The organism is Streptomyces sp. NRRL S-378 (assembly GCF_000720645.1).
Taxonomy (GTDB): domain Bacteria; phylum Actinomycetota; class Actinomycetes; order Streptomycetales; family Streptomycetaceae; genus Streptomyces.
Map to the genome: position 1 here is coordinate 88,166 of NZ_JOBX01000013.1, position 21,910 is coordinate 110,075.

Annotated in this window: 24 protein-coding genes; 12 read left to right on the forward strand and 12 right to left on the reverse strand. The window is 72.2% G+C overall.

The genetic code is table 11. From position 1 onward, the window contains the following. Positions 1-6 precede the first annotated feature (6 nt). The gene (locus IH80_RS0112500; RefSeq protein ID WP_030960102.1) at positions 7-1,329 is read right to left on the reverse strand and encodes an adenosylmethionine--8-amino-7-oxononanoate transaminase; all 1,323 of its coding nucleotides are present in this window, start codon (positions 1,327-1,329) and stop codon (positions 7-9) included. After that, positions 1,322-2,581, reverse strand: a complete 1,260-nt coding sequence (gene bioB / locus IH80_RS0112505; protein ID WP_030960103.1) for a biotin synthase BioB — start codon at positions 2,579-2,581, stop codon at positions 1,322-1,324. Before bioB ends, IH80_RS0112500 begins: the two co-directional genes overlap by 8 nt. Before the next feature lie 156 nt (positions 2,582-2,737). Between bioB and IH80_RS0112510 the strand changes: the two genes are divergently transcribed. Next, positions 2,738-3,910, forward strand: coding sequence for an 8-amino-7-oxononanoate synthase (locus IH80_RS0112510; RefSeq protein ID WP_030960104.1), 1,173 nt, complete (start codon positions 2,738-2,740; stop codon positions 3,908-3,910). Here the strand turns inward: IH80_RS0112510 and IH80_RS0112515 are convergent. Together IH80_RS0112515 and IH80_RS0112520 are read right to left on the reverse strand one after the other, a co-directional pair. Continuing rightward, entirely contained in the window at positions 3,907-4,137 is a 231-nt protein-coding gene (locus IH80_RS0112515; RefSeq protein ID WP_030960106.1) for a DUF397 domain-containing protein, read from the reverse strand. The genes IH80_RS0112510 and IH80_RS0112515 overlap by 4 nt on opposite strands. Before the next feature lie 13 nt (positions 4,138-4,150). Beyond that, complete coding sequence (locus IH80_RS0112520) at positions 4,151-5,035, reverse strand: helix-turn-helix domain-containing protein (RefSeq protein WP_030960111.1); 885 nt, start codon at positions 5,033-5,035, stop codon at positions 4,151-4,153. Between the two features lie 195 nt (positions 5,036-5,230). Here IH80_RS0112520 and IH80_RS0112525 point away from each other — a divergent pair, with 195 nt between their 5' ends. The 8 genes from IH80_RS0112525 (at position 5,231) to IH80_RS0112560 (ending at position 12,501) form a co-directional block, all read left to right on the forward strand. Further along, entirely contained in the window at positions 5,231-5,680 is a 450-nt protein-coding gene (locus IH80_RS0112525; RefSeq protein ID WP_030960113.1) for an ATP-binding protein, read from the forward strand. A gap of 352 nt (positions 5,681-6,032) precedes the next feature. Continuing rightward, the gene (locus tag IH80_RS0112530; RefSeq protein ID WP_030960114.1) at positions 6,033-6,335 is read left to right on the forward strand and encodes an urease subunit gamma; all 303 of its coding nucleotides are present in this window, start codon (positions 6,033-6,035) and stop codon (positions 6,333-6,335) included. Between the two features lie 16 nt (positions 6,336-6,351). Further along, entirely contained in the window at positions 6,352-6,663 is a 312-nt protein-coding gene (locus IH80_RS0112535) for an urease subunit beta (protein ID WP_030960115.1), read from the forward strand. After that, positions 6,656-8,377 (forward strand): urease subunit alpha, encoded by a 1,722-nt coding sequence (locus tag IH80_RS0112540; RefSeq protein ID WP_030960117.1) that lies wholly within the window; start codon positions 6,656-6,658, stop codon positions 8,375-8,377. Before IH80_RS0112535 ends, IH80_RS0112540 begins: the two co-directional genes overlap by 8 nt. A 13-nt stretch (positions 8,378-8,390) precedes the next feature. After that, positions 8,391-9,065 (forward strand): urease accessory protein UreF, encoded by a 675-nt coding sequence (locus IH80_RS0112545; RefSeq protein ID WP_030960119.1) that lies wholly within the window; start codon positions 8,391-8,393, stop codon positions 9,063-9,065. A gap of 102 nt (positions 9,066-9,167) precedes the next feature. Next, complete coding sequence (gene ureG, locus IH80_RS0112550) at positions 9,168-9,863, forward strand: urease accessory protein UreG (protein ID WP_030960120.1); 696 nt, start codon at positions 9,168-9,170, stop codon at positions 9,861-9,863. Beyond that, positions 9,860-10,645: an urease accessory protein UreD gene (locus tag IH80_RS0112555; protein ID WP_234432214.1), complete on the forward strand. Its 786-nt coding sequence runs from the start codon at positions 9,860-9,862 to the stop codon at positions 10,643-10,645. Before ureG ends, IH80_RS0112555 begins: the two co-directional genes overlap by 4 nt. Positions 10,646-10,827: 182 nt before the next feature. Further along, a complete protein-coding gene (locus IH80_RS0112560) occupies positions 10,828-12,501 on the forward strand; it encodes an alpha/beta hydrolase (RefSeq protein WP_078906477.1) in 1,674 nt (557 codons plus the stop codon). A 49-nt stretch (positions 12,502-12,550) separates the two neighbouring features. Here the strand turns inward: IH80_RS0112560 and IH80_RS0112565 are convergent, their stop codons facing one another. The 6 genes from IH80_RS0112565 to IH80_RS0112590 form a co-directional block, all read right to left on the reverse strand. Further along, positions 12,551-13,261 (reverse strand): lysophospholipid acyltransferase family protein, encoded by a 711-nt coding sequence (locus IH80_RS0112565; protein WP_030960126.1) that lies wholly within the window; start codon positions 13,259-13,261, stop codon positions 12,551-12,553. 84 nt (positions 13,262-13,345) lie between these two features. Continuing rightward, entirely contained in the window at positions 13,346-13,504 is a 159-nt protein-coding gene (locus IH80_RS45330) for a hypothetical protein (RefSeq protein ID WP_030960127.1), read from the reverse strand. A gap of 32 nt (positions 13,505-13,536) precedes the next feature. Further along, positions 13,537-14,493, reverse strand: a complete 957-nt coding sequence (locus IH80_RS0112575; RefSeq protein ID WP_030960128.1) for a cytochrome c oxidase assembly protein — start codon at positions 14,491-14,493, stop codon at positions 13,537-13,539. Between the two features lie 101 nt (positions 14,494-14,594). Next, the gene (locus IH80_RS0112580; protein ID WP_030960129.1) at positions 14,595-15,620 is read right to left on the reverse strand and encodes a 6-phosphofructokinase; all 1,026 of its coding nucleotides are present in this window, start codon (positions 15,618-15,620) and stop codon (positions 14,595-14,597) included. A gap of 215 nt (positions 15,621-15,835) precedes the next feature. Continuing rightward, a complete protein-coding gene (locus IH80_RS0112585) occupies positions 15,836-16,564 on the reverse strand; it encodes a type 1 glutamine amidotransferase (RefSeq protein WP_030660438.1) in 729 nt (242 codons plus the stop codon). 28 nt (positions 16,565-16,592) lie between these two features. Continuing rightward, a complete protein-coding gene (locus IH80_RS0112590) occupies positions 16,593-17,831 on the reverse strand; it encodes a MurT ligase domain-containing protein (protein ID WP_030960131.1) in 1,239 nt (412 codons plus the stop codon). A gap of 123 nt (positions 17,832-17,954) precedes the next feature. Between IH80_RS0112590 and def the strand changes: the two genes are divergently transcribed. After that, a complete protein-coding gene (gene def / locus IH80_RS0112595; RefSeq protein WP_030960133.1) occupies positions 17,955-18,509 on the forward strand; it encodes a peptide deformylase in 555 nt (184 codons plus the stop codon). Between the two features lie 197 nt (positions 18,510-18,706). Here the strand turns inward: def and IH80_RS0112600 are convergent, their stop codons facing one another. Further along, entirely contained in the window at positions 18,707-19,351 is a 645-nt protein-coding gene (locus IH80_RS0112600; protein ID WP_030960134.1) for a TetR family transcriptional regulator, read from the reverse strand. Between the two features lie 215 nt (positions 19,352-19,566). Here IH80_RS0112600 and IH80_RS0112605 point away from each other — a divergent pair, with 215 nt between their 5' ends. Then, complete coding sequence (locus tag IH80_RS0112605; RefSeq protein WP_030960135.1) at positions 19,567-20,796, forward strand: acyl-CoA dehydrogenase family protein; 1,230 nt, start codon at positions 19,567-19,569, stop codon at positions 20,794-20,796. A gap of 311 nt (positions 20,797-21,107) precedes the next feature. Here the strand turns inward: IH80_RS0112605 and IH80_RS0112610 are convergent, their stop codons facing one another. After that, entirely contained in the window at positions 21,108-21,545 is a 438-nt protein-coding gene (locus IH80_RS0112610; RefSeq protein ID WP_030960137.1) for an SRPBCC family protein, read from the reverse strand. A 155-nt stretch (positions 21,546-21,700) separates the two neighbouring features. Between IH80_RS0112610 and IH80_RS0112615 the strand changes: the two genes are divergently transcribed. Further along, complete coding sequence (locus IH80_RS0112615) at positions 21,701-21,886, forward strand: DUF5999 family protein (protein ID WP_030960139.1); 186 nt, start codon at positions 21,701-21,703, stop codon at positions 21,884-21,886. Positions 21,887-21,910: the final 24 nt, after the last annotated feature.

The following is a 21,910-nucleotide window of genomic DNA, read 5'->3' on the forward strand; positions in this document are numbered from 1 at the left end:
AGTTCCTCAGCCTTCCTGGGCCGCCGCGCACACCGCGCGGCAGATACGGGCCACATCCGCGTCGCCCGAGACGAACGGCGGCATCACGTAGAGCAGGTCCCGGAACGGCCGCAGCCACACGCCCTCGCGCACCGCCGCCCGCGTGGCCGCCGCCACGTCGACCTCGTGGTCCAGCTGGACCACGCCGATGGCGCCCAGCACGCGTACGTCCCGCACGCCGGGGACGTCGGCCGCGGCGGACAGGCCCGCGCGCAGCCCCGCCTCGATCCGCTTGACCTCCAGTGCCCAGTCCTGGCCGAGCAGCAGCTCCACGGAGGCCAGCGCCACCGCCGTGGCCAGCGGGTTCCCCATGAAGGTCGGTCCGTGCGCGAGCACCGGGACCTCGCCCTGGGAGATCCCGTCGGCCACCCGTGCCGTGCACAGGGTCGCCGCCAGCGTGAGGTAACCACCGGTCAGGGACTTGCCCAGGCAGATCACGTCCGGGGTGATCCCCGCGTGGTCGGCCGCGAAGAGAGCGCCCGTGCGGCCGAAGCCCGTGGCGATCTCGTCCAGGATCAGCAGGACCCCGTACTCGTCGCACAGTTCGCGCAGCACCCGCAGGTAGCCGGGGTTGTGGAAGCGCATGCCGCCCGCACCCTGCACCACCGGCTCCACGATCACGGCGGCCAGCTCGTCCGCGTGCGCGGCGATCACCTCGCGCAGGTGGTCGGCGTACGCGGGATCCACGGGCGTGTCGAAGCCGCCGGGCGGCGCGTCCGCGAAGACCTGCCGCGGCAGGTGACCCTGCCACAGCTCGTGCATCCCGCCCTCGGGGTCGCAGACGGCCATGGGCTGCCAGGTGTCACCGTGGTAGCCTCCGCGCCAGGTCATCAGCCTGGTCTTGCCGGTGCGACCCAGCGAACGCCAGTACTGCAGGCACATCTTGACGGCGACCTCGACGGAGACCGAACCGGAGTCGGCGAGGAAGACGTGCTCCAGTCCCGGCGGTGTGATCTCGACGAGCTTCGCGGCGAGACGGACGGCGGGCTCATGGGTGAGACCGCCGAACATCACGTGCGACATGCGGCCGAGCTGCGCGGTCACGGCCTCGTTGAGCACCGGGTGGTTGTAGCCGTGGATGGCCGACCACCAGGAGGACATGCCGTCGACCAGCTCGTCGTGGCCCTCCCCCTGCGACGGGTCGGCCAGCCTCAGCCGCACCCCCGACGCGGACGCGATGACCAGCGGCTCCTGCCGCCCGGGCATCGGGCCGTACGGGTGCCAGACGTGCTGCCGGTCCAGCGCGAGCAGGTCCGCGCCGGCCGACGGCGGGAGCGGCTGCTCAGGCATTGGGGGCGATGTCCGTCCCCGCGCCGCGGCGGCGTACCGCCACCAGGTCCGACCGGAGCGCGCCGGGCTCGGCCTGGGCCGGCTGCGCCGCCACGGGGGCGGCCTCCTCGTGCGCGTGCCCCGAGCAACCGCCGCACGCCGAACCGCAACCCGTGGCGTCCGCGTCCGACGCCGCACCCGCGCCCGAGCCGCACAGCGAGGCGCCACCGGCGGAGCCGCAGCCGCCGCCGGCGGGGGCCGCCGCGTCGGAGCGGTGCGCGGGAAGGGTCGTCGTACCGGCGCCCTCCACCTCGAAACCGGCGTCCGCGATCATGTCGAGGTCGGCCTGGCCGGCCTGGCCCTCGCTGGTGAGGTAGTCACCCAGGAAGATCGAGTTGACGATGTTCAGGGCCAGCGGCTGCAGCGAGCGCAGGTGCACCTCGCGTCCGCCTGCCAGCCGTACCTCGACGTCGGGACACACGAACCGCGCCATCGCCAGGATGCGCAGGCAGCGCTGCGGGGTGAGGTTCCACTCCTTGGCCAGCGGAGTTCCCTCGAAGGGGATCAGGAAGTTGACCGGGACCGAGTCGGCGTCCAGCTCGCGCAGCGAGAAGACCACGTCGACGAGGTCCTCGTCGGTCTCGCCCATGCCCGCGATCAAGCCGGAGCAGGCCGACAGGCCCGCCGCGTGGGCCTTCTCCACGGTGTCCACGCGGTCGGCGTAGGTGTGGGTCTTGGTGATCTGGCCGTAGGTGGCCTCGGAGGTGTTCAGGTTGTGGTTGTAGGCGTCGGCGCCCGCCTCGCGCAGCTTCTCCGCCTGGCCGTCCGAGAGCAGACCGAGGCAGGCGCACACCTCGATGCCCTCGTTCTGCTCCTTGATCGCCTCGATCGTCCTGCCGACGCGCTCGACGTCACGGTCCGTCGGACCGCGCCCGCTCGCCACCAGGCAGACCCGCTTCGCCCCGCCCGCGACGCCCGCGGCGGCGGCCTGGGAGGCCTCCTCCGGCTTGAGCCACGTGTACTTGAGGATCTCGGCCTTCGAGCCCAGGCGCTGGGAACAGTAGGAGCAGTCCTCCGGGCACAGGCCCGACTTCAGATTGACCAGGTAGTTCAGCTTGACCCGACGCCCGAACCACTGGCGGCGCACCTTGCCGGCCGCGGCCACCACGTCGAGCAGTTCGTCGTCAGAAGTCGCCAGTACGGCGAGTGCTTCTTCGCGGGTCGGCAGCTCGCGCCGCAGCCCCTTGTCCACCAGGGTGTTCAGCAGGTCCATGGACCAGATCCTGTCCCACACCACCGCTCGCGGCCAAGGAGAGATCGCACAACATGGCCGGATGGGTGTGTGTGTATCACCACACCTGGTGGACCGGCCGCGGCCGCTAGGGTCGGGCAGGTCTGTGGACTGCCGACAAAACATGAGGACTCGCCGATGCCCCAGCACACTGCCGACCCCGCGGACGTCTTCGCCTGGATCGACGTCGCGGAGAGCGTGCGGGAGCGGGCCGGACTGGTCCGCACCCTGCGCCCCCGGCCGCCGGTGTCGCCGCTGCTGGACCTCGCGAGCAACGACTACCTCGGCCTGTCCCGGCACCCCGAGACGGTCCGGGGGGCCCGCGAGGCGGCCGCATGCTGGGGAGCCGGAGCCACCGGTTCCCGTCTCGTCACCGGCACCACCGAGCTGCACGCGGAACTGGAGCGGGAGCTCGCCGCCTTCTGCGGTTTCGAGGCCGCGCTCGTCCTGTCCTCCGGGTACGCGGCCAACCTCGCCGCAGTCACGGCGCTCAGCGACCGCGGCACGCTCGTCGTCTCCGACGCCGGCAACCACGCCTCCATCGTCGACGGCTGCCGGCTCTCGCGCGCCGGTACGGCGGTGGTCCCGCACTCCGACCCGGACGCCGCGCGCAAGACGCTCGCCGCGCACGACGGCCGGGCCCTGCTGGTCAGCGACTCGGTGTTCTCCGTCGACGGGGACGCCGCACCGCTCGCCGGGTACGACGCGGTGTGCCGCGACGAGGGCGCGGCCCTGCTCGTGGACGACGCCCACGGACTGGGCGTGCTGGGGGAGGGCGGCCGGGGCGCCCTGCACGCCGCCGGGCTGGCCGGCGCGCCCCACGTGGTCGCCACCCTGACGCTCTCGAAGTCACTGGGCAGCCAGGGCGGCGCCGTGCTCGGCCCGGCCAAGGTGATCCGGCACCTCGTCAACACCGCGCGCACGTTCATCTTCGACACCGGGCTGGCCCCGGCCGCCGCGGGCGCGGCACTGGCGAGCCTGCGCCTGCTCCGGCGGGAGCCGGACCGCGCCGACCGCGCCCGCGAGGTGGCCGGCCGGCTGTACGGGCGGCTCACCGCGTCCGGCCTGACCGCGGCCCGGCCGGACGCGGCCGTGGTGTCGGTACGGGCCCCGTCGGCCTCGGCGGCACTGCGCTGGGCCGCCGACTGCCGCGAGGCAGGTCTGTCCGTGGGATGCTTCCGCCCGCCGTCGGTGCCGGACGGCATCTCCCGGCTGCGGCTGACCGCCCGGGCCGACCTCACGGGGGACGAGATCGACCGGGCGGTCACGACGATCGTCGCGACCGCGCCCGCCGGAGCCGTGGACCGCTAGACGGGCGCGCGGTCGTCCGCCCGTACGGAGGCGAGGAAGCCGTTCCAGGCCGGCCCGGTGAAGAGCACGGCCGGGCCGTCCGTCCGCTTGGAGTCGCGGACGGCCAGCAGACCGTCGCCGAGGACGGCCGCTTCCACGCAGTTGTTCATTCCGGTGCTGCGGGTGCTCCGCCGCCACCGCGCAGCTCTGATCAGAAGTCCGCTGGGGCTCAAGGGGGTTGCGGACACGGGGGTGCCTCCTCTACGCGTCGTCAGCGAGTGAGCTGATGAGTTCAGACGAGTCCTGGGGCGGGAGGGCGTGCGCCTGGATGGTGCGGAACGCGGCGCCGTACGCCTCAAGGTCTTCCTTCCGCTCCAGATAGAGGCTACTCGTCAAATGGTCGAGTACCACCACATCCAGATCGGCGATGTTCGTAAATGAGAAAATGACGAACGGTCCTGTCAGGCCGAGATGACCACCCACGCTGAACGGCAGTACCTGTAAGGTCACTTGGGGGAGTCGTGCCACCCGGACCAGGTGCCGCAGCTGCTCGCCCATCACCCCCGGCCCGCCGATCTGGCGGCGCAGCACCGCCTCGTCCAGCACCGCGCTCAGCTCCAGCGGCGGATCGGCCCGCAGCACCGCCTGCCGGGCGAGCCGTACGTCGACCAGCGCGTCCACCTTCGGTTCCGGAAGCCCGCCGAGGGCGGCCCGGGTCACGGCGCGCGCGTAGTCCGCGGTCTGCAACAGTCCCGGCACCACGGACACTTCCACCGTACGGGCGGACCGGGCCCCCGCCTCCAGGCTGATGAAGTCCCGGTACTCCTGGGGCAGCAGCCCCCGGTAGTCGTGCCACCACTGGCGCCCCCGCCCGGTGCCGCCGCCCGGTCCGGGGCCGGCGGCCGAGGCCGAGAGGGCCTCCAGCAGCGCCCGCTGCTCCGGGCTCACGAGCTCCCCGTAGGCGTCGAGAAGCAGCCGGATGTCCTCCGGTTTCACGCCGCTCCGGCCCGTCTCGATGCGGCTGATTTTCGACTGGTGCCATCCCATGATCCGGGCGGCCTCACCACTGGTGAGTCCGGACCGGTCACGCAGGGCACGCAGTTCCTCGCCGAGCTTGCGCCGGCGCACCGCGGGACCGTGCTGCACACCGCCTCCTTCCACCGGCACAGGTCGCACCAGTCTGCCGTCCAAATACGCTCTTCCGTAGCAGAGTTCACCGCAACGGGCGACAGATATATGCACATCTTTGGGGAAAGGCAGGTGCGGCGCCACGATGGGTGGCACTCTGGCGTCCAGCACAGATCCGGGGAGTTTCCGACCCGGTGGGAAAGGGACGTCGCCATGGCAGACCACCAGGAAGCATCCGTCACTCTGCCGAGCGATCCCGCCTCGGTGGCCGCTGCCCGGCGCTACGTCGCGGAGGTGCTGTGCGAATGGGGACTGCCCGATGACGCCGAGACCGCGGACAGCGTCCGGCTGATCGTCTCGGAGCTCGCCACCAACGCCGTACAGCACACTTTCGGCCAGTCGCCCACCTTCACTGTCGACATCCTCCTGGAGCGCGAGGAGTGGCTGCGGGTCGGGGTGACCGACAGCCACCCGCGCTGGCCCAGGCGGCTTCCGGCCGCCGTCCAACAGGACAACGGCCGGGGGATGGTCATCATCCGCTGGCTCGCCGCGGAGGCGGGCGGCCGGCTCTCGGTCACCCCCACCGAGGAGGGCGGCAAGACGGTCTGGATCGCCCTGCCCTGGACCGCGGGCACTCCCGCCGCGGCGGCCGGCGGCTGCTGACCGCACCACTGCACCGCCGGACCCCCGTGAAGGCCGGGCGGCCCCGATGACCGGGCGCCCGGCTGTTGCCGTATACGGAAGGCGGCCTCCGGGTGACGCGGGCCCGAACCGGGCGCCTTCCCGAAACCTGGGTTAACCCAGCGGAAAAGAGCGGACCTTAGCGTGGCGGTCACGTGCGACCACCAATGATCACCCATGAGCCGGTAAAGCTGCGGTGGGCGGAACGGAAAGCCTTCCCTTGCGTTGGGCAAGAGACGCTCGGGTCGGAAATGCGCAGGTCAACAGAGTGTTGAAGGCCGCTAGGGTCGCCTCGGCGCGAAGTCGATCTTGTCCCGGAAGCTTGGTGATACGAGTGCAACTGACACCGCACGAACAGGAGCGGCTGCTCATCCACGTGGCCGCGGACGTGGCCGGGAAGCGGAAGGCGCGCGGAGTGCTCCTCAACCACCCCGAGGCGGTGGCGCTGATCACGTCGCACATCCTCGAAGGGGCCCGCGACGGCCGCACGGTGGCCGAGCTGATGGCCTCCGGCCGCACCGTGCTGAGCCGCGCGGACGTCATGGAGGGGATCCCGGAGATGATCCACGACGTGCAGGTCGAGGCGACCTTCCCGGACGGCACCAAACTCGTCACCGTCCACGACCCCATCGTCTGACAAGGAGCACCACCGCATGATCCCCGGCGAAATCGCCTTCGGGGAGGGCCCGGTGCTCCTCAACGAGGGCCGCCCCGTCACCCGTCTCACCGTGCTCAACGCCGCCGACCGGCCCGTCCAGGTCGGCTCCCACTACCACTTCGCCGAGGCCAACCCCGGCCTCGACTTCGACCGCGCGGCGGCGCACGGGCTCCGGCTCAACATCGCCGCCGGCACGGCCGTCCGCTTCGAGCCGGGCATCCCGGCGGCGGTGGAACTGGTCCCGCTGGCGGGCTCGCGGACCGTACCCGGACTGCGCGGGGAGACCGGAGGGCCGCTGGATGGCTGAGATCTCCCGCCAGGTGTACGCCGACCTCTTCGGCCCGACGACCGGCGACCGGCTCCGGCTCGCGGACACCGACCTCTTCGTCGAGATCGAGCAGGACCTCGCCGGCGGCCCCGGCCGCTCGGGCGACGAAGCCGTCTTCGGCGGTGGCAAGGTCATCCGCGAATCCATGGGCCAGGCCCGCACCACCCGGGCCGAGGGCGCGGCCGACACCGTGATCACCGGAGTCGTGATCCTCGACCACTGGGGCATCGTCAAGGCCGACCTCGGCATCCGCGACGGCCGTATCTGCGGCATCGGGAAGGCCGGCAACCCCGACACCATGGACGGCGTCGACCCCGCCCTGGTCATCGGCCCCGAGACCGAGATCATCGCGGGCAACGGGAAGATCGTCACCGCCGGCGCCATCGACGCCCACGTGCACTTCATCTCCCCGACGGTCGTCGACGAGGCCCTCGCCTCCGGGATCACCACCCTGGTCGGCGGCGGCACCGGACCGGCCGAGGGAACCAAGGCCACCACCGTCACCCCCGGACCATGGCACCTGGCCCGGATGTTCGCGGCGCTGGAGGCCTACCCGGTCAACATCGGCCTCCTCGGCAAGGGGAACACCACCTCGCGCGAGGCCATGCACTCCCAACTGCGCGGCGGAGCCCTCGGGTTCAAGATCCACGAGGACTGGGGGGCCACCCCCGCCGCCATCGACGCATGCCTGAGCGTCTGTGACGAGACCGGCGCCCAGGTCGCCATCCACACCGACACCCTCAACGAGGCGGGCTTCGTCGCCGACACCCTCGCGGCCATCGCCGGCCGGACCATCCACTCGTACCACACCGAGGGCGCGGGCGGCGGGCACGCCCCCGACATCATCACCGTGGTCTCCGAGCCGAACGTCCTGCCCAGCTCCACCAACCCCACCCGGCCGCACACCGTCAACACCGTCGAGGAACACCTCGACATGCTGATGGTCTGCCACCACCTCAACCCCGCCGTTCCCGAGGACCTCGCCTTCGCCGAGTCCCGCATCCGGCCCTCGACGATCGCCGCCGAGGACGTCCTGCACGACCTCGGCGCCATCTCCATCATCTCCTCCGACTCCCAGGCCATGGGACGCGTCGGCGAGGTGGTGCTGCGCACCTGGCAGACCGCCCACGTGATGAAGCGCCGCCGCGGCTTCCTCCCCGGCGACGGACCCGCCGACAACCACCGGGCCCGCCGCTACGTCGCCAAGTACACGATCAACCCCGCCGTGGCCCAGGGGATCGCCCGCGACGTCGGCTCGGTCGAGACCGGAAAGCTCGCCGACCTGGTGCTGTGGAACCCGGCCTTCTTCGGGGTCAAGCCCGAGCTCGTCATCAAGGGCGGCCAGATCGCCTACGCGCAGATGGGCGACGCCAACGCCTCCATCCCCACCCCCCAGCCCGTCCTCCCCCGGCCGATGTTCGGCAGCCACGGCCGCGCGCCCGGCCTGAACTCGCTGAACTTCACCGCCCAGGCCGCGCTCGACGACGGCCTGCCCGAACGGCTCGGACTCGGCAAGCGGTTCACCGCCATAGAGACCACCCGCAAGGTGACCAAGGCGGACATGCGCAACAACGACGCCATGCCCCGGGTCGAGGTCGACGCCGACACCTTCACCGTCACCATCGACGGCGAGCCGGTGGAGCCCGCACCCGCGGCGGAACTGCCCATGGCCCAGCGCTACTTCCTCTTCTGATGGGCCCCCTCACATGAGCCTCGCCGCCCTGCTCGTCCTCGCGGACGGCCGGTTCCCCGCCGGGGGTCACGCCCACTCCGGCGGGGCCGAGGCCGCCTGCAAGGCGGGCCGGATCCACGACGCCGCCACCCTGGAGGACTTCTGCCGGGGCAGGCTGCACACCTCCGGGCTCACCGCAGCGGCACTCGCCGCCGCGGCGGTCCTCGGGCTGGACCCGGCCGTACTCGACGCCGCGGCCGACGCCCGCACCCCGTCGCCCGCGCTGCGCACCGCGGCGCGGCGGCTGGGCCGCCAGCTGCTGCGGGCCGCGCGGGCGACCTGGCCCGACCCCGGACTGGAGCGGCTCGCCGCCGCGTTCCCGCGCGGAGCCCACCAGCCCGTCGTGCTCGGCCTCACCGCCCGGGCGGCCAGGCTCGGACCGCTCGACGCCGCGCACGTGGCGGCGTACGAGAGCGTCGGCGGACCGGCGACCGCCACCGTGCGGCTGCTGGGCCTGGACCCCTTCGAGGCGAGCGGGGTCCTGGCCCGGCTCGCCCCCGAGCTCGACGCCGTCGCGGCCCGGGCCGCCGAGGCCGGACGCCGGGCGCTCCTGGACGGTCCCGAGGCACTCCCCGCGGCCTCCTCGCCCCTGCTGGAGATCGCGGCCGAGGCCCATGCCGACTGGCCGGTACGCCTGTTCGCCTCCTGACCGCCCACCGCCCGACGACTTCCGACCGGCGCCGTCCGTCCGCCGCCCTCCGACCCGCGCCGGACCGCACCACCGCACCCCTACGACCCCGGGAGCACCCCCATGCACCTCGACCACGCCGTCGCCCACACCCACCGGCACACCCACAGCGCCGAACCGCTGCGCGCCGACGGCACCCGGCGCGCCCTGCGCATCGGCCTCGGCGGACCCGTCGGCTCCGGCAAGACCGCCACCGTCGCCGCCCTCTGCCGAGCCCTGCGCACCGACCTGTCCATGGCGGTGGTCACCAACGACATCTACACCCGCGAGGACGCCGAGTTCCTGCTCCGCGAGGCGGTCCTGCCGCCGGAGCGGATCACCGCCGTCGAGACCGGAGCCTGCCCGCACACCGCCATCCGCGACGACATCTCCGCCAACCTGGAGGCCGTCGAAGAACTGGAGGAGGCCTTCCGCGAGCACGCGCCGCTCGACCTGATCCTCGTCGAGTCCGGCGGGGACAACCTCACCGCCACCTTCTCCCGGGGGCTCGTCGACGCCCAGATCTTCGTCATCGACGTCGCCGGCGGGGACGACATCCCGCGCAAGGGCGGTCCCGGCGTCACCACCGCCGACCTGCTCATCGTCAACAAGACCGACCTCGCCCCCCACGTCGGCTCCGACCTCGACCGGATGGCCCGCGACGCCGCCGAGCAGCGCGGCGAGCTGCCCGTCGCCTTCCAGTCGCTGCGCGGCCCCGAGGGCGTGGCCCCGGTGGCCGACTGGGTCCGCGCGCGGATCGCCGCCTGGACCGTACGGTGACCACCGCGCCCCCCGCCGCCCCGCCCGCCACGGGGGTGCGGGCCACCGCCCGCATCCACGCCGTGGCCGACGGGCGGGGCGGGACCGCACTGCCCCTGCTGGCCGGTGAGGGGCCGCTCGCGCTGCGCCGCACCCGCGGCGGGGAGACCGAGGCCGGCGTCGTGCTCGTCGGCGCGATGAGCGCCCCGCTCGGCGGCGACCACCTCACCGTCCGTGCCACCGCCGGGCCCGGGGCCCGGCTGGCCCTGGCCTCGGCGGCGGCCACCCTGGCCCTGCCCGGCCGGGCGGGCGAGCCCGCGCGCTACGACGTGGAGCTGGACGTGGAGGACCGCGCCTCGGTGCGGTGGCTGCCGGAGCCGCTCGTCTCGGTCCGCGGCAGCGACCTGCGGGTGCGCACCCGCGTCCGCCTCGCCCCGACCGCACGCCTGCTGCTGCGCGAGGAGCAGGTCCTCGGACGGCACGGTGAGCCGTCCGGTCTGCTGCGCAGCCGCCTCACCGTCACCCGCGGCGGCCGGCCGCTGCTGGACCAGGAGCTCGCCTGCGGCCCCGGCGCTCCCGGCGGCTGGGACGGACCGGCCGGCCTCGCCGGACACCGGGCCGTCGGTCAACTCCTCGTCGTGGACCCGGCCTTCGAGACGGATCCGCCGTCGCCGGCGGTGTTGGGGGAGTGTGCCGCGGCCACTCCGCTGGCCGGTCCGGCCGTCCTCGTGACGGCCCTGGCCGCGGACGCCCTCCGGCTGCGCGAAGTCCTCGACGAGGCCTGCCGTACCTACCATCGCTGAACGCGGGACGAATCGGGCACCGCTCAGCGGTACGCGGCTCTCCGGTTATCGGGTTGGCAAAGAAGCCGGCACCACCCTGTCGCCGGGACGCGCCCGGACGACAGGATCCCCCTGCACGCCGACGACCGGAAGCAGCCAACCAGGCCGCCCACGGCGGCATCTGACGCAGGGGGAACCACCACGTGATACGCAACGCGGCGCTGGGGAGCGCCGCCACATTCGTCACCGGCGCACTGGCCGCGGGCCTGCTGCTCGCGCCGCCGGCCGCCGCGGCCCCGGCCGACCGGGACATCCGCCTCCCGGAGACGCTGGGCGTGCAGATCGCCGCCGCCCGCGCCGCCCGCAGCGGGATCGACTGGAAGGACTGTCCCGCGGACTGGGGCCTCGCCGCCCCCATCCAGTGCGGCTGGGTGAAGGTCCCGCTGGACTACGCCAAGCCGTACGGCAAGACGATCGACATCGCCGTCGACCGCGCCGTCAGCACGGGTACGAAGCAGGAGCGCCAGGGCGCCCTCGTCTACAACCCCGGCGGCCCCGGCGGTTCCGGCATGCGCTTCCCGCGGCGCTCCACCTCCCGGAGCCCGCTGTGGGTCAACACCGCGAAAGCGTACGACTTCGTGGGCTTCGACCCGCGCGGGGTCGGCCACTCCGCGCCCATCTCCTGCATCGACCCGCAGGAGTTCGTGAAGGCTCCCAAGGCCGACCCGGTCCCGGACACCGAGGCCGACAAGCGCGCCCAGCGCAAGCTCGCCGCCGAATACGCGGACGGCTGCAAGGAGCGCAGCGGCGAGATGCTGCCGCACATGACCACGCCGAACACCGCGCGCGACCTCGACGTCATCCGGGCCGCCCTCGGCGAGAAGAAGCTGAACTACCTCGGCGTCTCCTACGGCACCTACCTGGGCGGGGTCTACGCGACCCTGTTCCCGACCCATGTGCGCCGCATGATCGTCGACAGCGTGGTGGACCCGTCGCGGGACAGCATCTGGTACGAGGCCAACCTCGGCCAGGACGTGGCCTTCCAGATGCGCTGGAACGACTGGCAGGACTGGGTCGCCAAGAACGACGCCGTCTTCCACCTCGGAGACACCCGCGCGAAGGTCGACGCCAAGTGGCAGGAACTGCGCGGCAAGGCCAAGGCCGACCCGCTCGGCGGGGTCGTCGGCCCGGCCGAGCTCATCGGCTTCTTCCAGAGCGCCCCGTACTACGACTCATCCTGGGTGCCCGTCGCCCAGACCTTCGCGGCATGGGCGGCCGGTGACGAGCAGACGCTCATCGACGCCATCGCCCCGGACATGTCGGACACCAAGGGCAACGCGGCGGCGGAGAACAGCAACGCCGTCTACACCGCCGTCGAGTGCGCCGACGCGAAGTGGCCCACCAGCTGGACGAAGTGGGACCGGGACAACACCAGGCTGCACGAGAAGTATCCGTTCCTGACCTGGTCGAACGCGTGGATGAACCTGCCCTGCGCCACCTGGAGGTCCAAGCAGCACACCCCGGTCGAGGTGGGTGCCGGGCGCGGCCTGCCGCCCGTCCTGATCGTCCAGTCCGAGCGGGACGCGGCCACCCCGTACAAGGGCGCGGTCGAACTGCACCGCCGCCTCGCCGGCTCGCGTCTGATCACCGAGCAGAACGCCGGCTCGCACGGTGTCACCAGCCTGACGAACCCGTGCGTCAACACCCGGGTGGACGCCTACCTGCTGACCGGCGAGGTCGACGCCAAGGACGTGACGTGCGCCCCGCACGCCGCTCCGGTCGCCCCGGCCCCGGCCCCGGCGGCCACCGCGCGGTCGCTCGACCGCGGCACCGGTGCCGGCTGGCCGCAGCGCGAGGAACTCCCCGCCGTCCGTTGAGGACGGGATGACGGGCAGCCCCCGCCTGAGCGGTGACGAGGGAGGAGGCTCAGCGCGTCGTGCGCCGGGCCTTCTTCCGCGCCTGCTCCTCCTCGGCCTTCACCTCGGCCGCGTACCGGTCGACGTACTCCTGCCCGGACAGGCCCAGGATCGCGTACATGATCTCGTCGGTGACCGCCCGCAGGACGGCGCGCTCGCCCTCCATGCCGGCGTACCGGGAGAAGTCCAGCGGCTCGCCGAAGCGGATCGTCACCCGCCGGATGTTCGGGATCTTCTGCCCGGGCGGCTGGATCTCGAAGGTCCCCACCATCGCGCAGGGGATGACCGGCACCCCGGCGCCCAGGGCCATCGCGGCCACGCCCACCTTGCCCTTGTAGAGCCGGCCGTCGTGCGAGCGCGTGCCCTCCGGGTAGATGCCCAGCAGCTCGCCCTTGGCCAGCACTCCCAGCCCCTCGCGCAGGGCGGCCTGGCCGGCGTCCTTGCCGGACCGGTCCACCGGGATCTGGCCGGCGCTGCGGAAGAACGCCGCGGTGAGCCTGCCCTTGAGCCCGGGACCGGTGAAGTACTCGGCCTTCGCCAGGAAGGTGATCCGCCGCGCCAGGATCGCGGGCATCAGGAAGTGGTCGGAGAACGACAGGTGATTGCCCGCGACGATCGCGGCGCCCTCCGCCGGGATGTTCTCCAGACCCTCGATCCGCGGCCGGAACAGCAGCCGCAGCAGCGGGCCCAGGAACACGTGCTTGAGCAAGAGGTAGAACACCAGGCCGCTCCTGTCGGTATCCCGTCGTCACGGCCATTTTACGGACGGTGAGTCCCGGGATGGAGGGGGCGGCGGTGACCTTCCTCAGGCATTGTGCGAGGCGGCCATCCCCGCGGTCAGCAGCCCCAGCACCACCCAGCCGAACCACAGCCAGCCGTTGCTGCCGAGGGCCACCGAGTACGTGGCGACGGCCACCAGAGCGGCGAAGGTCATGACTGCCATCGCCTTAACGGATCCGGTCATGCCCCATGGTCGCGCGCCGGAGCGGGATCGCGCTACTGGCCACGCGCCTGGAGCGAGGCGAGATACGCGTTGTACGCCTCCAGCTCCTGGTCGCCGTTGCGGTCCGCGGCCCGGTCGGAGCGCTTCGCGGCCCGCTGCTCGGAGTGGTACCACTGGTAGATCAGGGCGATCAGCACCAGCACCGAGGGGATCTCGCTGAACGCCCAGGCGATGCCGCCGCCCCACTGCTGGTCGAGCAGCGGATCGATGCCGAGGGAGGCCGGCGGGTTCGCGTACGTCTTGATCATCGGCTGGCTCGCCATCATCAGGGCGATGCCGAAGAACGCGTGGAAGGGCATGCCCGCGAAGAGCTCCAGCATCCGCATGACGTAGCCCGGACGGTGCGGACCGGGGTCGATGCCCATGATCGGCCAGAAGAAGATCATGCCGACCGCGAAGAAGTGGACCATCATCGCGATGTGCCCGGTGCGGCTCTCCATCAGGAAGTCGAAGAGCGGGGTGAAGTACAGCGCGTAGAGGCTCGCGATGAACATCGGGATCGTGAAGGCCGGATGGGTGATCACCCGCATGTACCGGCTGTGCAGGAGCGCCAGCAGGAGCTCGCGCGGCCCCGTGCGCCCGCGGCCCGCGGGCGGCAGCGCGCGCAGCGCCAGCGTCACCGGGGCGCCCAGCAGGACCAGGATCGGGGTGATCATGCTGATCACCATGTGCTGGACCATGTGCACGCTGAACATGACCATGCCGTAGTCGTTCAGCTTGGTGCACATCACCAGGATCACGGTGAGCACGCCGATGGTGAACGCGATCGTCCGGCCCAGCGCCCAGGAGTCCCCGCGACGGCGCAGCCGCAGCACGCCCCACCCGTACAGGGCGAGCGCCAGCAGGGAGCCGAACAGGAAGAACGCGTCGAAGGAGAACTCCAGCCCGCGCCCGAGAGTGAACGGCGGCAAGTCCATGTGCATGTCCATGCCGTGCCCGCTGTGGTCCATCTGTTCACTCCCTCGACTGTGCTGCCCCACCACAGTAGTGCCGCCCCCGTACGCTCGTGCGCGCGGGGGCGGTCTGCCACAAATGGGACGCCGGGGAGCGGTCAGAGAACCGTCTGGGCCTCTTCGTAGCGCTCGGCCGGGACGGTCTTCAGCGTGGAGGTGGCCTCGGCGAGCGGGACCATCTCGATCTCCGTGCCGCGCAGCGCGGTCAGCATGCCGAACTCACCCCGGTGCGCCGCCTCCACCGCGTGCCAGCCGAACCGGGTCGCGAGGACCCGGTCGTACGCGGTGGGCGTGCCGCCGCGCTGGACGTGACCCAGGATCACCGGCCGGGCCTCCTTGCCCAGACGGTTCTCCAGCTCGACGGCCAGCAGGTTGCCGATGCCGGCGAACCGCTCGTGGCCGTAGATGTCCTTGCCGCGCTCCTCGAAGGCCATCGAGCCGGGCTTCGGCTTGGCGCCCTCGGCGACCACGACGATCGCGAACCGCTTGCCCGCGGAGAAGCGCTCGCCGACGATCGCCGTCAGCTCGTCGATGTCGAAGGGGCGCTCCGGTACGACGATCGCGTGCGCGCCGGCCGCCATGCCCGAGTGCAGGGCGATCCAGCCGGTGTGGCGGCCCATGACCTCGACGACCATCACGCGCTGGTGGGACTCGGCGGTGGTCTTCAGACGGTCGAGCGCCTCCGTGGCCACCCCGACGGCGGTGTCGAAACCGAAGGTGACGTCGGTGGAGGCGATGTCGTTGTCGATGGTCTTCGGGACGCCGACGATCGGCAGGCCGGCCTGCGAGAGCAGGTTCGCGGCCTTCAGGGTGCCTTCGCCGCCGATCGGGATGATCGCGTCGAGGCCGAGGTCGGCGACATGCCCGCGGGCACGCTCGACACCGTCGCGCAGGTGCGCGGGCTGGACCCGGGAGGAGCCGAGGATGGTGCCGCCGCGGGCGAGGATGCCGGCGACGGCATCGAGGTCGAGCTTGCGGTAGTCCGCTTCCAGCAGGCCCTTCCAGCCGTCGTGGAAGCCGATCACCTCGTCGCCGTGGTCGACGACGGCGCGGTGTACGACGGAGCGGATGACGGCGTTGAGGCCGGGGCAGTCGCCACCGGAAGTGAGCACACCTATGCGCATGGCAGAAAAGACCTTTGCAACGTGGGCCGGCGACCGGACCACGTCGTCCGGTTGGAACTACGGCCACCCTACAAGCGGTTTGGAGGTGCGCTGAACCATCCTCCACATGCTGGTCGTGATCGTCGTGCGAAACGACGTCGGCCCGGTTCCCCCTAGGGAAAACCGGGCCGAACACATGATGCGGGGGTCGCCCTGATGAGCGCTCCGCGAGGGTGCTAGGCGGGCTGCGTCGCGGCCGCGATCCGCTCCGCGCGCAGTGCCTCGTACCACCGGTCGTCTATGGCCGGGAGGGCGTTCACGTCGAGCGCCAGCTTCAGCAGCAGGTCCGCGATCTGCGGGTTGCGCGCCATCACGGGCCCGTGCATGTAGGTGCCGAACACCGTGTCGTTGTACGCGCCTTCGGTGCCGTCGCCGGTGCCGTTGCCGCGGCCCATGGTCACCCGGGCGAACGGCTTCGCCGTCGGGCCGAGGTGGGTGACGCCCTGGTGGTTCTCGAAGCCCGTCAGCTGCGGCAGGCCCAGCCGCGGGTCGATGTCGGCGAGGACGTCGCCGACGCACCGCTCGCCCTCACCGCGCACGGTGACGACGTCCAGCAGGCCGAGGCCCTCCTGGCGCTGGCCCTGGTCGTTGACGAACTCTTTGCCCAGGATCTGGTAGCCGGCGCAGACGGAGAAGACGATCGCCCCGTTCGAGACGGCACGCTCCAGACCGCCGTCGCGCAGCAGCCGCTCCGCGGCCAGGCGCTGCGGACGGTCCTCGCCGCCGCCGATCAGGTAGATGTCGCCCGAGGTGGGGATGGGCTGGTCGCTGCGCACGTCCACGCGCTGCACGTCCAGGCCGCGCTGGCGGGCCCGGCGCTCCACGACGAGGGCGTTGCCCTGGTCTCCGTACGTGCTGAGCAGGTCGGGGTAGACCCACACCAGACGCAGGCTGTTGTCGCTCATGCTCTTGTGTCCTCTGGGGGTATGAGTACTAGTTGCCGACGCGGCGGCGCACGTCCTGGAAGGCGGTGTAGTTGGCGATCAGCTCGATCTGTCCGGGCGGCGCGAGCTGCACGGCCTCGTCGAGGGTCTCGCACACCCGGAAGTCCAGGCCCGCGACCTCCAGGCGGACCGCGAGGTCCAGCTTGCGGTCGCCGATCACGAAGATCGGGTGGCCGGCCAGCCGCGGGTAGTCGACGTCCCACAGCCAGGAGGTGTCGGTCCCGTCGGCGCCGCGCGCGTTCACCGAGAGGATCACCGGGGTCGGCGGCGGGTCGATCAGCGAAAACGTTTCGAGCCAGCCCGCCGGGTTCTTCGCGAGCAGCAGTCGCAGCTCACGGCCCTGGAAGTGGACGACGTCGTAGCGTCCGGCGACGGCCTGCACCTGGTACATCCGCTCCAGCGCGACCTGCGGCGGGACGCCGAAGACGGCGGCCACGGCGGCCGAGGTGGCGGCGTTGGCCTTGTTGGCGCGGCCGGGCAGCTGGAGGTGGATCGGCCAGGCCGAGCCGTGCGGGTCCAGCACGTGGTCGCCGGAGAGCACCCAGGTCGGGGTCGGGCGGCGGAAGCCGCACTCGCCGCAGAACCAGTCGTCGCCCGGGCGCTGCATGACGCCGCCGCACGAGGGGCACGACCAGGCGTCGTCCTTCCACTCCTGGCCGGCCGCCACCCACACCACGTTCTGGGAGGAGGACGCGGACCAGACGATCAGCGGGTCGTCGCAGTTGGCGACGATGACGGCCTTGGAGCCCTGGAGGCCCTCGCGCCACTTCTCCGCGAGCATGCGGGTCTCGGCGGCGCGGTCCAGCTGGTCGCGGGAGAGGTTGAGCAGGGCGATCACCTTGGGGGTGACGTCCCGGGCCACTCCGGCCAGGTACTTCTCGTCGACCTCGATGACGCCGTACTTGGCGTCCGAACCGCCGGCGAGCGCCGAGGTGATGCCCGCCGGCATGTTGGCGCCGAGGGCGTTGGAGACGACGGGACCGCTGGCCCGCAGGGCCTCGGCGATCAGCCGGGTCGTCGTGGTCTTGCCGTTCGTCGCTGATACGAGGACGACGTCGAGGTGTTGCGCCAGCGCGCCGAGAAGATCGGGGTCGAGCCTGAGTGCGACCTTGCCGCCGATCACCGATCCGCTTCCGCGTCCCGCGGCCCGCGACACCGCCGCCGCGGCCTTGCCCGCCGTCACGGCCAGCTTGGCCCGCGGCGAAAGCGGCTCCGTGTTGCCTGCCATCGTCCCTTGTCCTCCTAGCGTCGGTCGGCCCCAGCCTATCCAGTACCGGCCGGAGCCCTGACCGCGGCGCCCCCGGCCCGCCGCGGATCTCCTCATATAGTCGCCCGTCGTACGCTTACGGCCATGCGACAGCGCCTCATCCCCGGTACCACCGGACTCGTCCGCACCATGAGCCTGCTGGGTGATCCGGTGCTCCACTCGCCCTGCCCCGAGGTCACCGAGTTCGGCCCGGCCCTCGACCGGCTCATCGAGGACATGTTCGCGACGATGTACGCCGCCGAGGGCGTCGGCCTCGCCGCGAACCAGATCGGTGTCGCCCAGCGGGTGTTCGTCTACGACTGTCCCGATGACGAAGACGTACGGCACGTCGGGCACATCGTCAACCCACGTCTGGTGACGGCCGACGGGGACGAGTTCCTCGGGCCCGAGGGCTGCCTGTCCCTGCCGGGGCTGGAGGCGGGCACCGCCCGCTTCGACCACGCGGTCGTGGAGGGGGTCACCTCGGACGGCGCCCCGGTACGGGTTTCCGGGACGGGCTTCTTCGCGCGCTGCCTCCAGCACGAGTGCGACCACCTCGACGGGACCGTGTACGCGGACCGCGTGACGGGGATGCGGGCCCGCCGGCTGCGGCGGGCGATCCGCAAGGCCCCGTGGGGGGCCGAGTCGCTGCGCGGCTAGCGGAGCCCCCGGCCACCGGGCTGGGGCCCGCCCCCGGCTCGCCTCTCCTCGGCCGGGGTGGCTCCGGTCTCGCCGGAGGCCGAGGCGGGCGCCCGGGGCGGTGCTCCACCCGGCCCGGCTCCGCCGGTCACCGGGCCCTGCCCGGACCCGCGCCTCGAACGCCGGCGGGCTGTTCTTGCGCGGCGGCGCCAGAGGGGTCAGAAGCCGGGGCCGTCCTCGCGGTTCCCGGCGGTGGACAGGCGGCCCCAGAGGAGGTCGGTGAGGCCCGCGACCAGGTCGGCGCGCTCGCAGGGGCGTTCACCCAGCCACCAGTCGCCGGCCGCGTGCATCATGCCGACGATGCCGTGGCCCCAGACCCGGGCCAGCTGCTCCCCGCCCGGGCCGAGGTCGACCCGCTCGCTGATCACCTGGGCCAGCTCCTCGCCGAGTCGGCGCAGCAGCGGTGCCGAGTGCAGGCCGACGTCGAAGCCGCGCTCGGCGGTGTGCGAGTCCTCCGCCGGGTGCATCAGGAAGCGGTAGACCTGCGGGCGCGCCTCGATGGCGGCCAGATAGGTGTCCAGGGTCGACTCCACCCGTCGGCGGCGCTCGGCGGGGGCGTCGAGCGCCGCCCGCAGCGAGTCGAGCAGCGCGTCGGTGTGCCGGACGGCGAGCGCCTGGTAGAGGCCCGCCTTGTCCCCGAAGTGCCGGTAGAGGATGGGCTTGGTGATGCCGGCCTCGGCCGCGATGGCGTTCATGGAGGCCTTGGGGCCGTCCCTGAGCACGACCCGGTCGGCGGCTTCGAGCAGCTCGCGCCGACGGCGTTCGGCCGCTCCCGGTTCGCCGGACTGCTGCGTGGTCTCCATGACGTGTTTCTCTCCCCGCCCTTGCGATGTGCGTGACGCCCACGCAACGTAACACCCGAGGCACCCCGGCGATCGAATCGGTGGGCACGACCTGAGAGCCGTCGACGGCATCGCTCGTGCTTGACAGTGCTTACTCGCCGGTAACAGACTGTGGCCCCCATGCAGGTTACCGCTGGTAACTTCCGGATCGAACGCGTACGACAGGTGGAGGGGACATGGCGGAGTTCACCATGGAGCTGAACGACGACCAGAAGCAGGTGCGGGACTGGATCCACGGCTTCGCGGCCGATGTGATGCGACCCGCCGCCGCGGAATGGGACGAGCGCGAAGAGACTCCGTGGCCCGTCATCCAGGAGGCCGCCAAGGTCGGCATCTACTCGCTGGACTTCTACGCCCAGCAGTTCTTCGACCCGACCGGACTCGGCATCCCGATGGCCATGGAGGAGCTCTTCTGGGGCGACGCCGGCATCGCGCTGTCCATCGTCGGTACCGGGCTCGCGGCGATCGGCGTCGTGGCGAACGGCACCGAGGAGCAGATCGGCACCTGGATCCCCCAGATGTACGGCACTCCCGACGAGGTGAAGGTCGCCGCCTTCTGCTCCTCCGAGCCGGACGCCGGCTCGGACGTCGGCTCGATGCGCACCCGGGCCGTCTACGACCAGGCCAAGGACGAGTGGGTGCTCAACGGCACCAAGACCTGGGCCACCAACGGCGGTATCGCCAACGTCCACATCGTCGTGGCCGTCGTCGACCCGGAGCTGGGCACCAAGGGGCACGCCTCCTTCATCGTGCCGCCGGGCACCCCGGGGCTGTCCCAGGGGCAGAAGTTCAAGAAGCACGGCATCCGCGCCTCCCACACCGCCGAGGTGGTCCTGGAGGACGTACGGATCCCCGGCAACTGCCTGCTGGGTGGCAAGGAGAAGCTGGACGAGCGGCTCGCCCGGGCCCGGGAGCGGGCCCGCAGCGGCGGGGGCGAGCGGGTCAAGAACGCGGCCATGGCGACCTTCGAGGCCTCGCGGCCGGCCGTCGGGGCGATGGCGGTGGGCACGGCGCGCGCCGCGTACGAGGTGGCCCTCGACTACGCGAAGACCCGTACGCAGTTCGGCCGCCCGATCATCGACAACCAGGGTGTGGCCTTCCAGCTCGCCGACATGCGCACGCAGATCGACGCCGCGCGGCTGCTGGTGTGGCGGGCGTCGTGGATGGCGGTCGCGGGGCGGCCCTTCGAATCGGCCGAGGGCTCGATGTCCAAGCTCTTCGCGAGCGAGGTCGCCAAGAAGGTCACCGCCCAGGCCGTCCAGATCCTCGGCGGCAACGGTTTCACCCGCGAGTACCCGGTCGAGCGGATGCACCGGGACAGTGCGATCTACACGATCTTCGAGGGCACCAGCGAGATCCAGCGGCTGGTGATCGCGCGCACGATCTCGGGCATGCCGATCCGCTAGCGCGGAGCCGAACCGGACGCGGGGCCCGAGGCCCCGCAACCCCCGCGCCGCCCGCGCCGCCCGTCCGCTCCGGGCGCCCTGTGGTCGTACCGCCCTGCGGCCGTACGGGCGTGTGGCCGTGCCGCCCTGCGGCCGTACCGCCCTGTGGTCGTACCGCCCCGCGGCCGTACGGGCGTGTGGCCGTGCCGGGCCTGCGGTCGTGCCTGGCCTGCGGCCGTACGGGGCGTGCGTGCGGTTGTACGCGTGCGGCCGTACCGGGCGTGCGGCGGTACCGGGCCGTCGGCTGCGCGGCCCGCACCGGCTTGCCGGTCTCAGGTGCGGAGCAGTCGGGTGATGGCGCGGCCGAAGAGGAGGCGGCCGGCTGTCGCCACCAGGGGGTCCAGGGCGCGGGGGAGGCCGCGCAGGCGGAGGTCCTCGCGCCAGTGGATCTCCGCGCCGCCCGCGGGGAGGGGGCGGATCTCGGTCTCCGCCCAGCCCGTCACCGGCCGGCCGCGCTTCTCCAGCCGGACCAGTCCCGGCGAGCCCGCCGCGGGCGGCCGCCACACGACGACCTCCATCCGGTCGTCGAATGTGATCCTGCCCACACCCGTGCGGGCCGTGAAGATCGTTCCCACCTGCGTCGGTGGCGCCGTCTCGATGATCGTCCGCGTGAGAGGGACCTGCGCGCCGTGGCGCTCCCAGTCCGTGAGCCTGGACCACGCCTCGGCGGCGGGGGCGGACGTACGGTGAACGATCCGGATAACGGGCATGAGCGCATGGTAATCGGGCATACACACCGTGAACTGGACGGCGAATATGGGTTCCGTCCGGGGGCAGCGATCAGTAATACTCGCCGCCACCGTGGATCGCGGATTCGACCGGGTGACCACCGGCCCTCCCGCCCCACATCGCGAGGAGGTGCGCCATGTGCTCCCACCAGCCCCCCTGCCCAGCCGCCGACAGCGCCGACCACGACGCCGCCCGCATTGTGGCCTCCCATCACGAACAGGGATGGAGCCTGCTCTGCAACGGAGTCGTGATCTTCGACGACACCGGTGAACTGCTCCCCGACAGCCGCGCGGTGGAACCCCGCCGCCCGGCCCTGGTCTGAGCGAGGAGGCAGCATGCGCCAGCA

What these genes read in the sequence shown, in the direction of transcription:
- IH80_RS0112500 (WP_030960102.1), bottom strand. Translation starts at nt 1,329, where the DNA reads ATGCCTGAGCAGCCGCTCCCGCCGTCGGCCGGCGCGGACCTGCTCGCG.
- bioB (WP_030960103.1), bottom strand. Translation starts at nt 2,581, where the DNA reads ATGGACCTGCTGAACACCCTGGTGGACAAGGGGCTGCGGCGCGAGCTG.
- IH80_RS0112510 (WP_030960104.1), top strand. Translation starts at nt 2,738, where the DNA reads ATGCCCCAGCACACTGCCGACCCCGCGGACGTCTTCGCCTGGATCGAC.
- IH80_RS0112525 (WP_030960113.1), top strand. Translation starts at nt 5,231, where the DNA reads ATGGCAGACCACCAGGAAGCATCCGTCACTCTGCCGAGCGATCCCGCC.
- IH80_RS0112535 (WP_030960115.1), top strand. Translation starts at nt 6,352, where the DNA reads ATGATCCCCGGCGAAATCGCCTTCGGGGAGGGCCCGGTGCTCCTCAAC.
- IH80_RS0112540 (WP_030960117.1), top strand. Translation starts at nt 6,656, where the DNA reads ATGGCTGAGATCTCCCGCCAGGTGTACGCCGACCTCTTCGGCCCGACG.
- IH80_RS0112545 (WP_030960119.1), top strand. Translation starts at nt 8,391, where the DNA reads ATGAGCCTCGCCGCCCTGCTCGTCCTCGCGGACGGCCGGTTCCCCGCC.
- ureG (WP_030960120.1), top strand. Translation starts at nt 9,168, where the DNA reads ATGCACCTCGACCACGCCGTCGCCCACACCCACCGGCACACCCACAGC.
- IH80_RS45330 (WP_030960127.1), bottom strand. Translation starts at nt 13,504, where the DNA reads ATGACCGGATCCGTTAAGGCGATGGCAGTCATGACCTTCGCCGCTCTG.
- IH80_RS0112575 (WP_030960128.1), bottom strand. Translation starts at nt 14,493, where the DNA reads ATGGACCACAGCGGGCACGGCATGGACATGCACATGGACTTGCCGCCG.
- IH80_RS0112580 (WP_030960129.1), bottom strand. Translation starts at nt 15,620, where the DNA reads ATGCGCATAGGTGTGCTCACTTCCGGTGGCGACTGCCCCGGCCTCAAC.
- IH80_RS0112585 (WP_030660438.1), bottom strand. Translation starts at nt 16,564, where the DNA reads ATGAGCGACAACAGCCTGCGTCTGGTGTGGGTCTACCCCGACCTGCTC.
- IH80_RS0112590 (WP_030960131.1), bottom strand. Translation starts at nt 17,831, where the DNA reads ATGGCAGGCAACACGGAGCCGCTTTCGCCGCGGGCCAAGCTGGCCGTG.
- def (WP_030960133.1), top strand. Translation starts at nt 17,955, where the DNA reads ATGCGACAGCGCCTCATCCCCGGTACCACCGGACTCGTCCGCACCATG.
- IH80_RS0112600 (WP_030960134.1), bottom strand. Translation starts at nt 19,351, where the DNA reads ATGGAGACCACGCAGCAGTCCGGCGAACCGGGAGCGGCCGAACGCCGT.
- IH80_RS0112605 (WP_030960135.1), top strand. Translation starts at nt 19,567, where the DNA reads ATGGCGGAGTTCACCATGGAGCTGAACGACGACCAGAAGCAGGTGCGG.
- IH80_RS0112610 (WP_030960137.1), bottom strand. Translation starts at nt 21,545, where the DNA reads ATGCCCGTTATCCGGATCGTTCACCGTACGTCCGCCCCCGCCGCCGAG.
- IH80_RS0112615 (WP_030960139.1), top strand. Translation starts at nt 21,701, where the DNA reads ATGTGCTCCCACCAGCCCCCCTGCCCAGCCGCCGACAGCGCCGACCAC.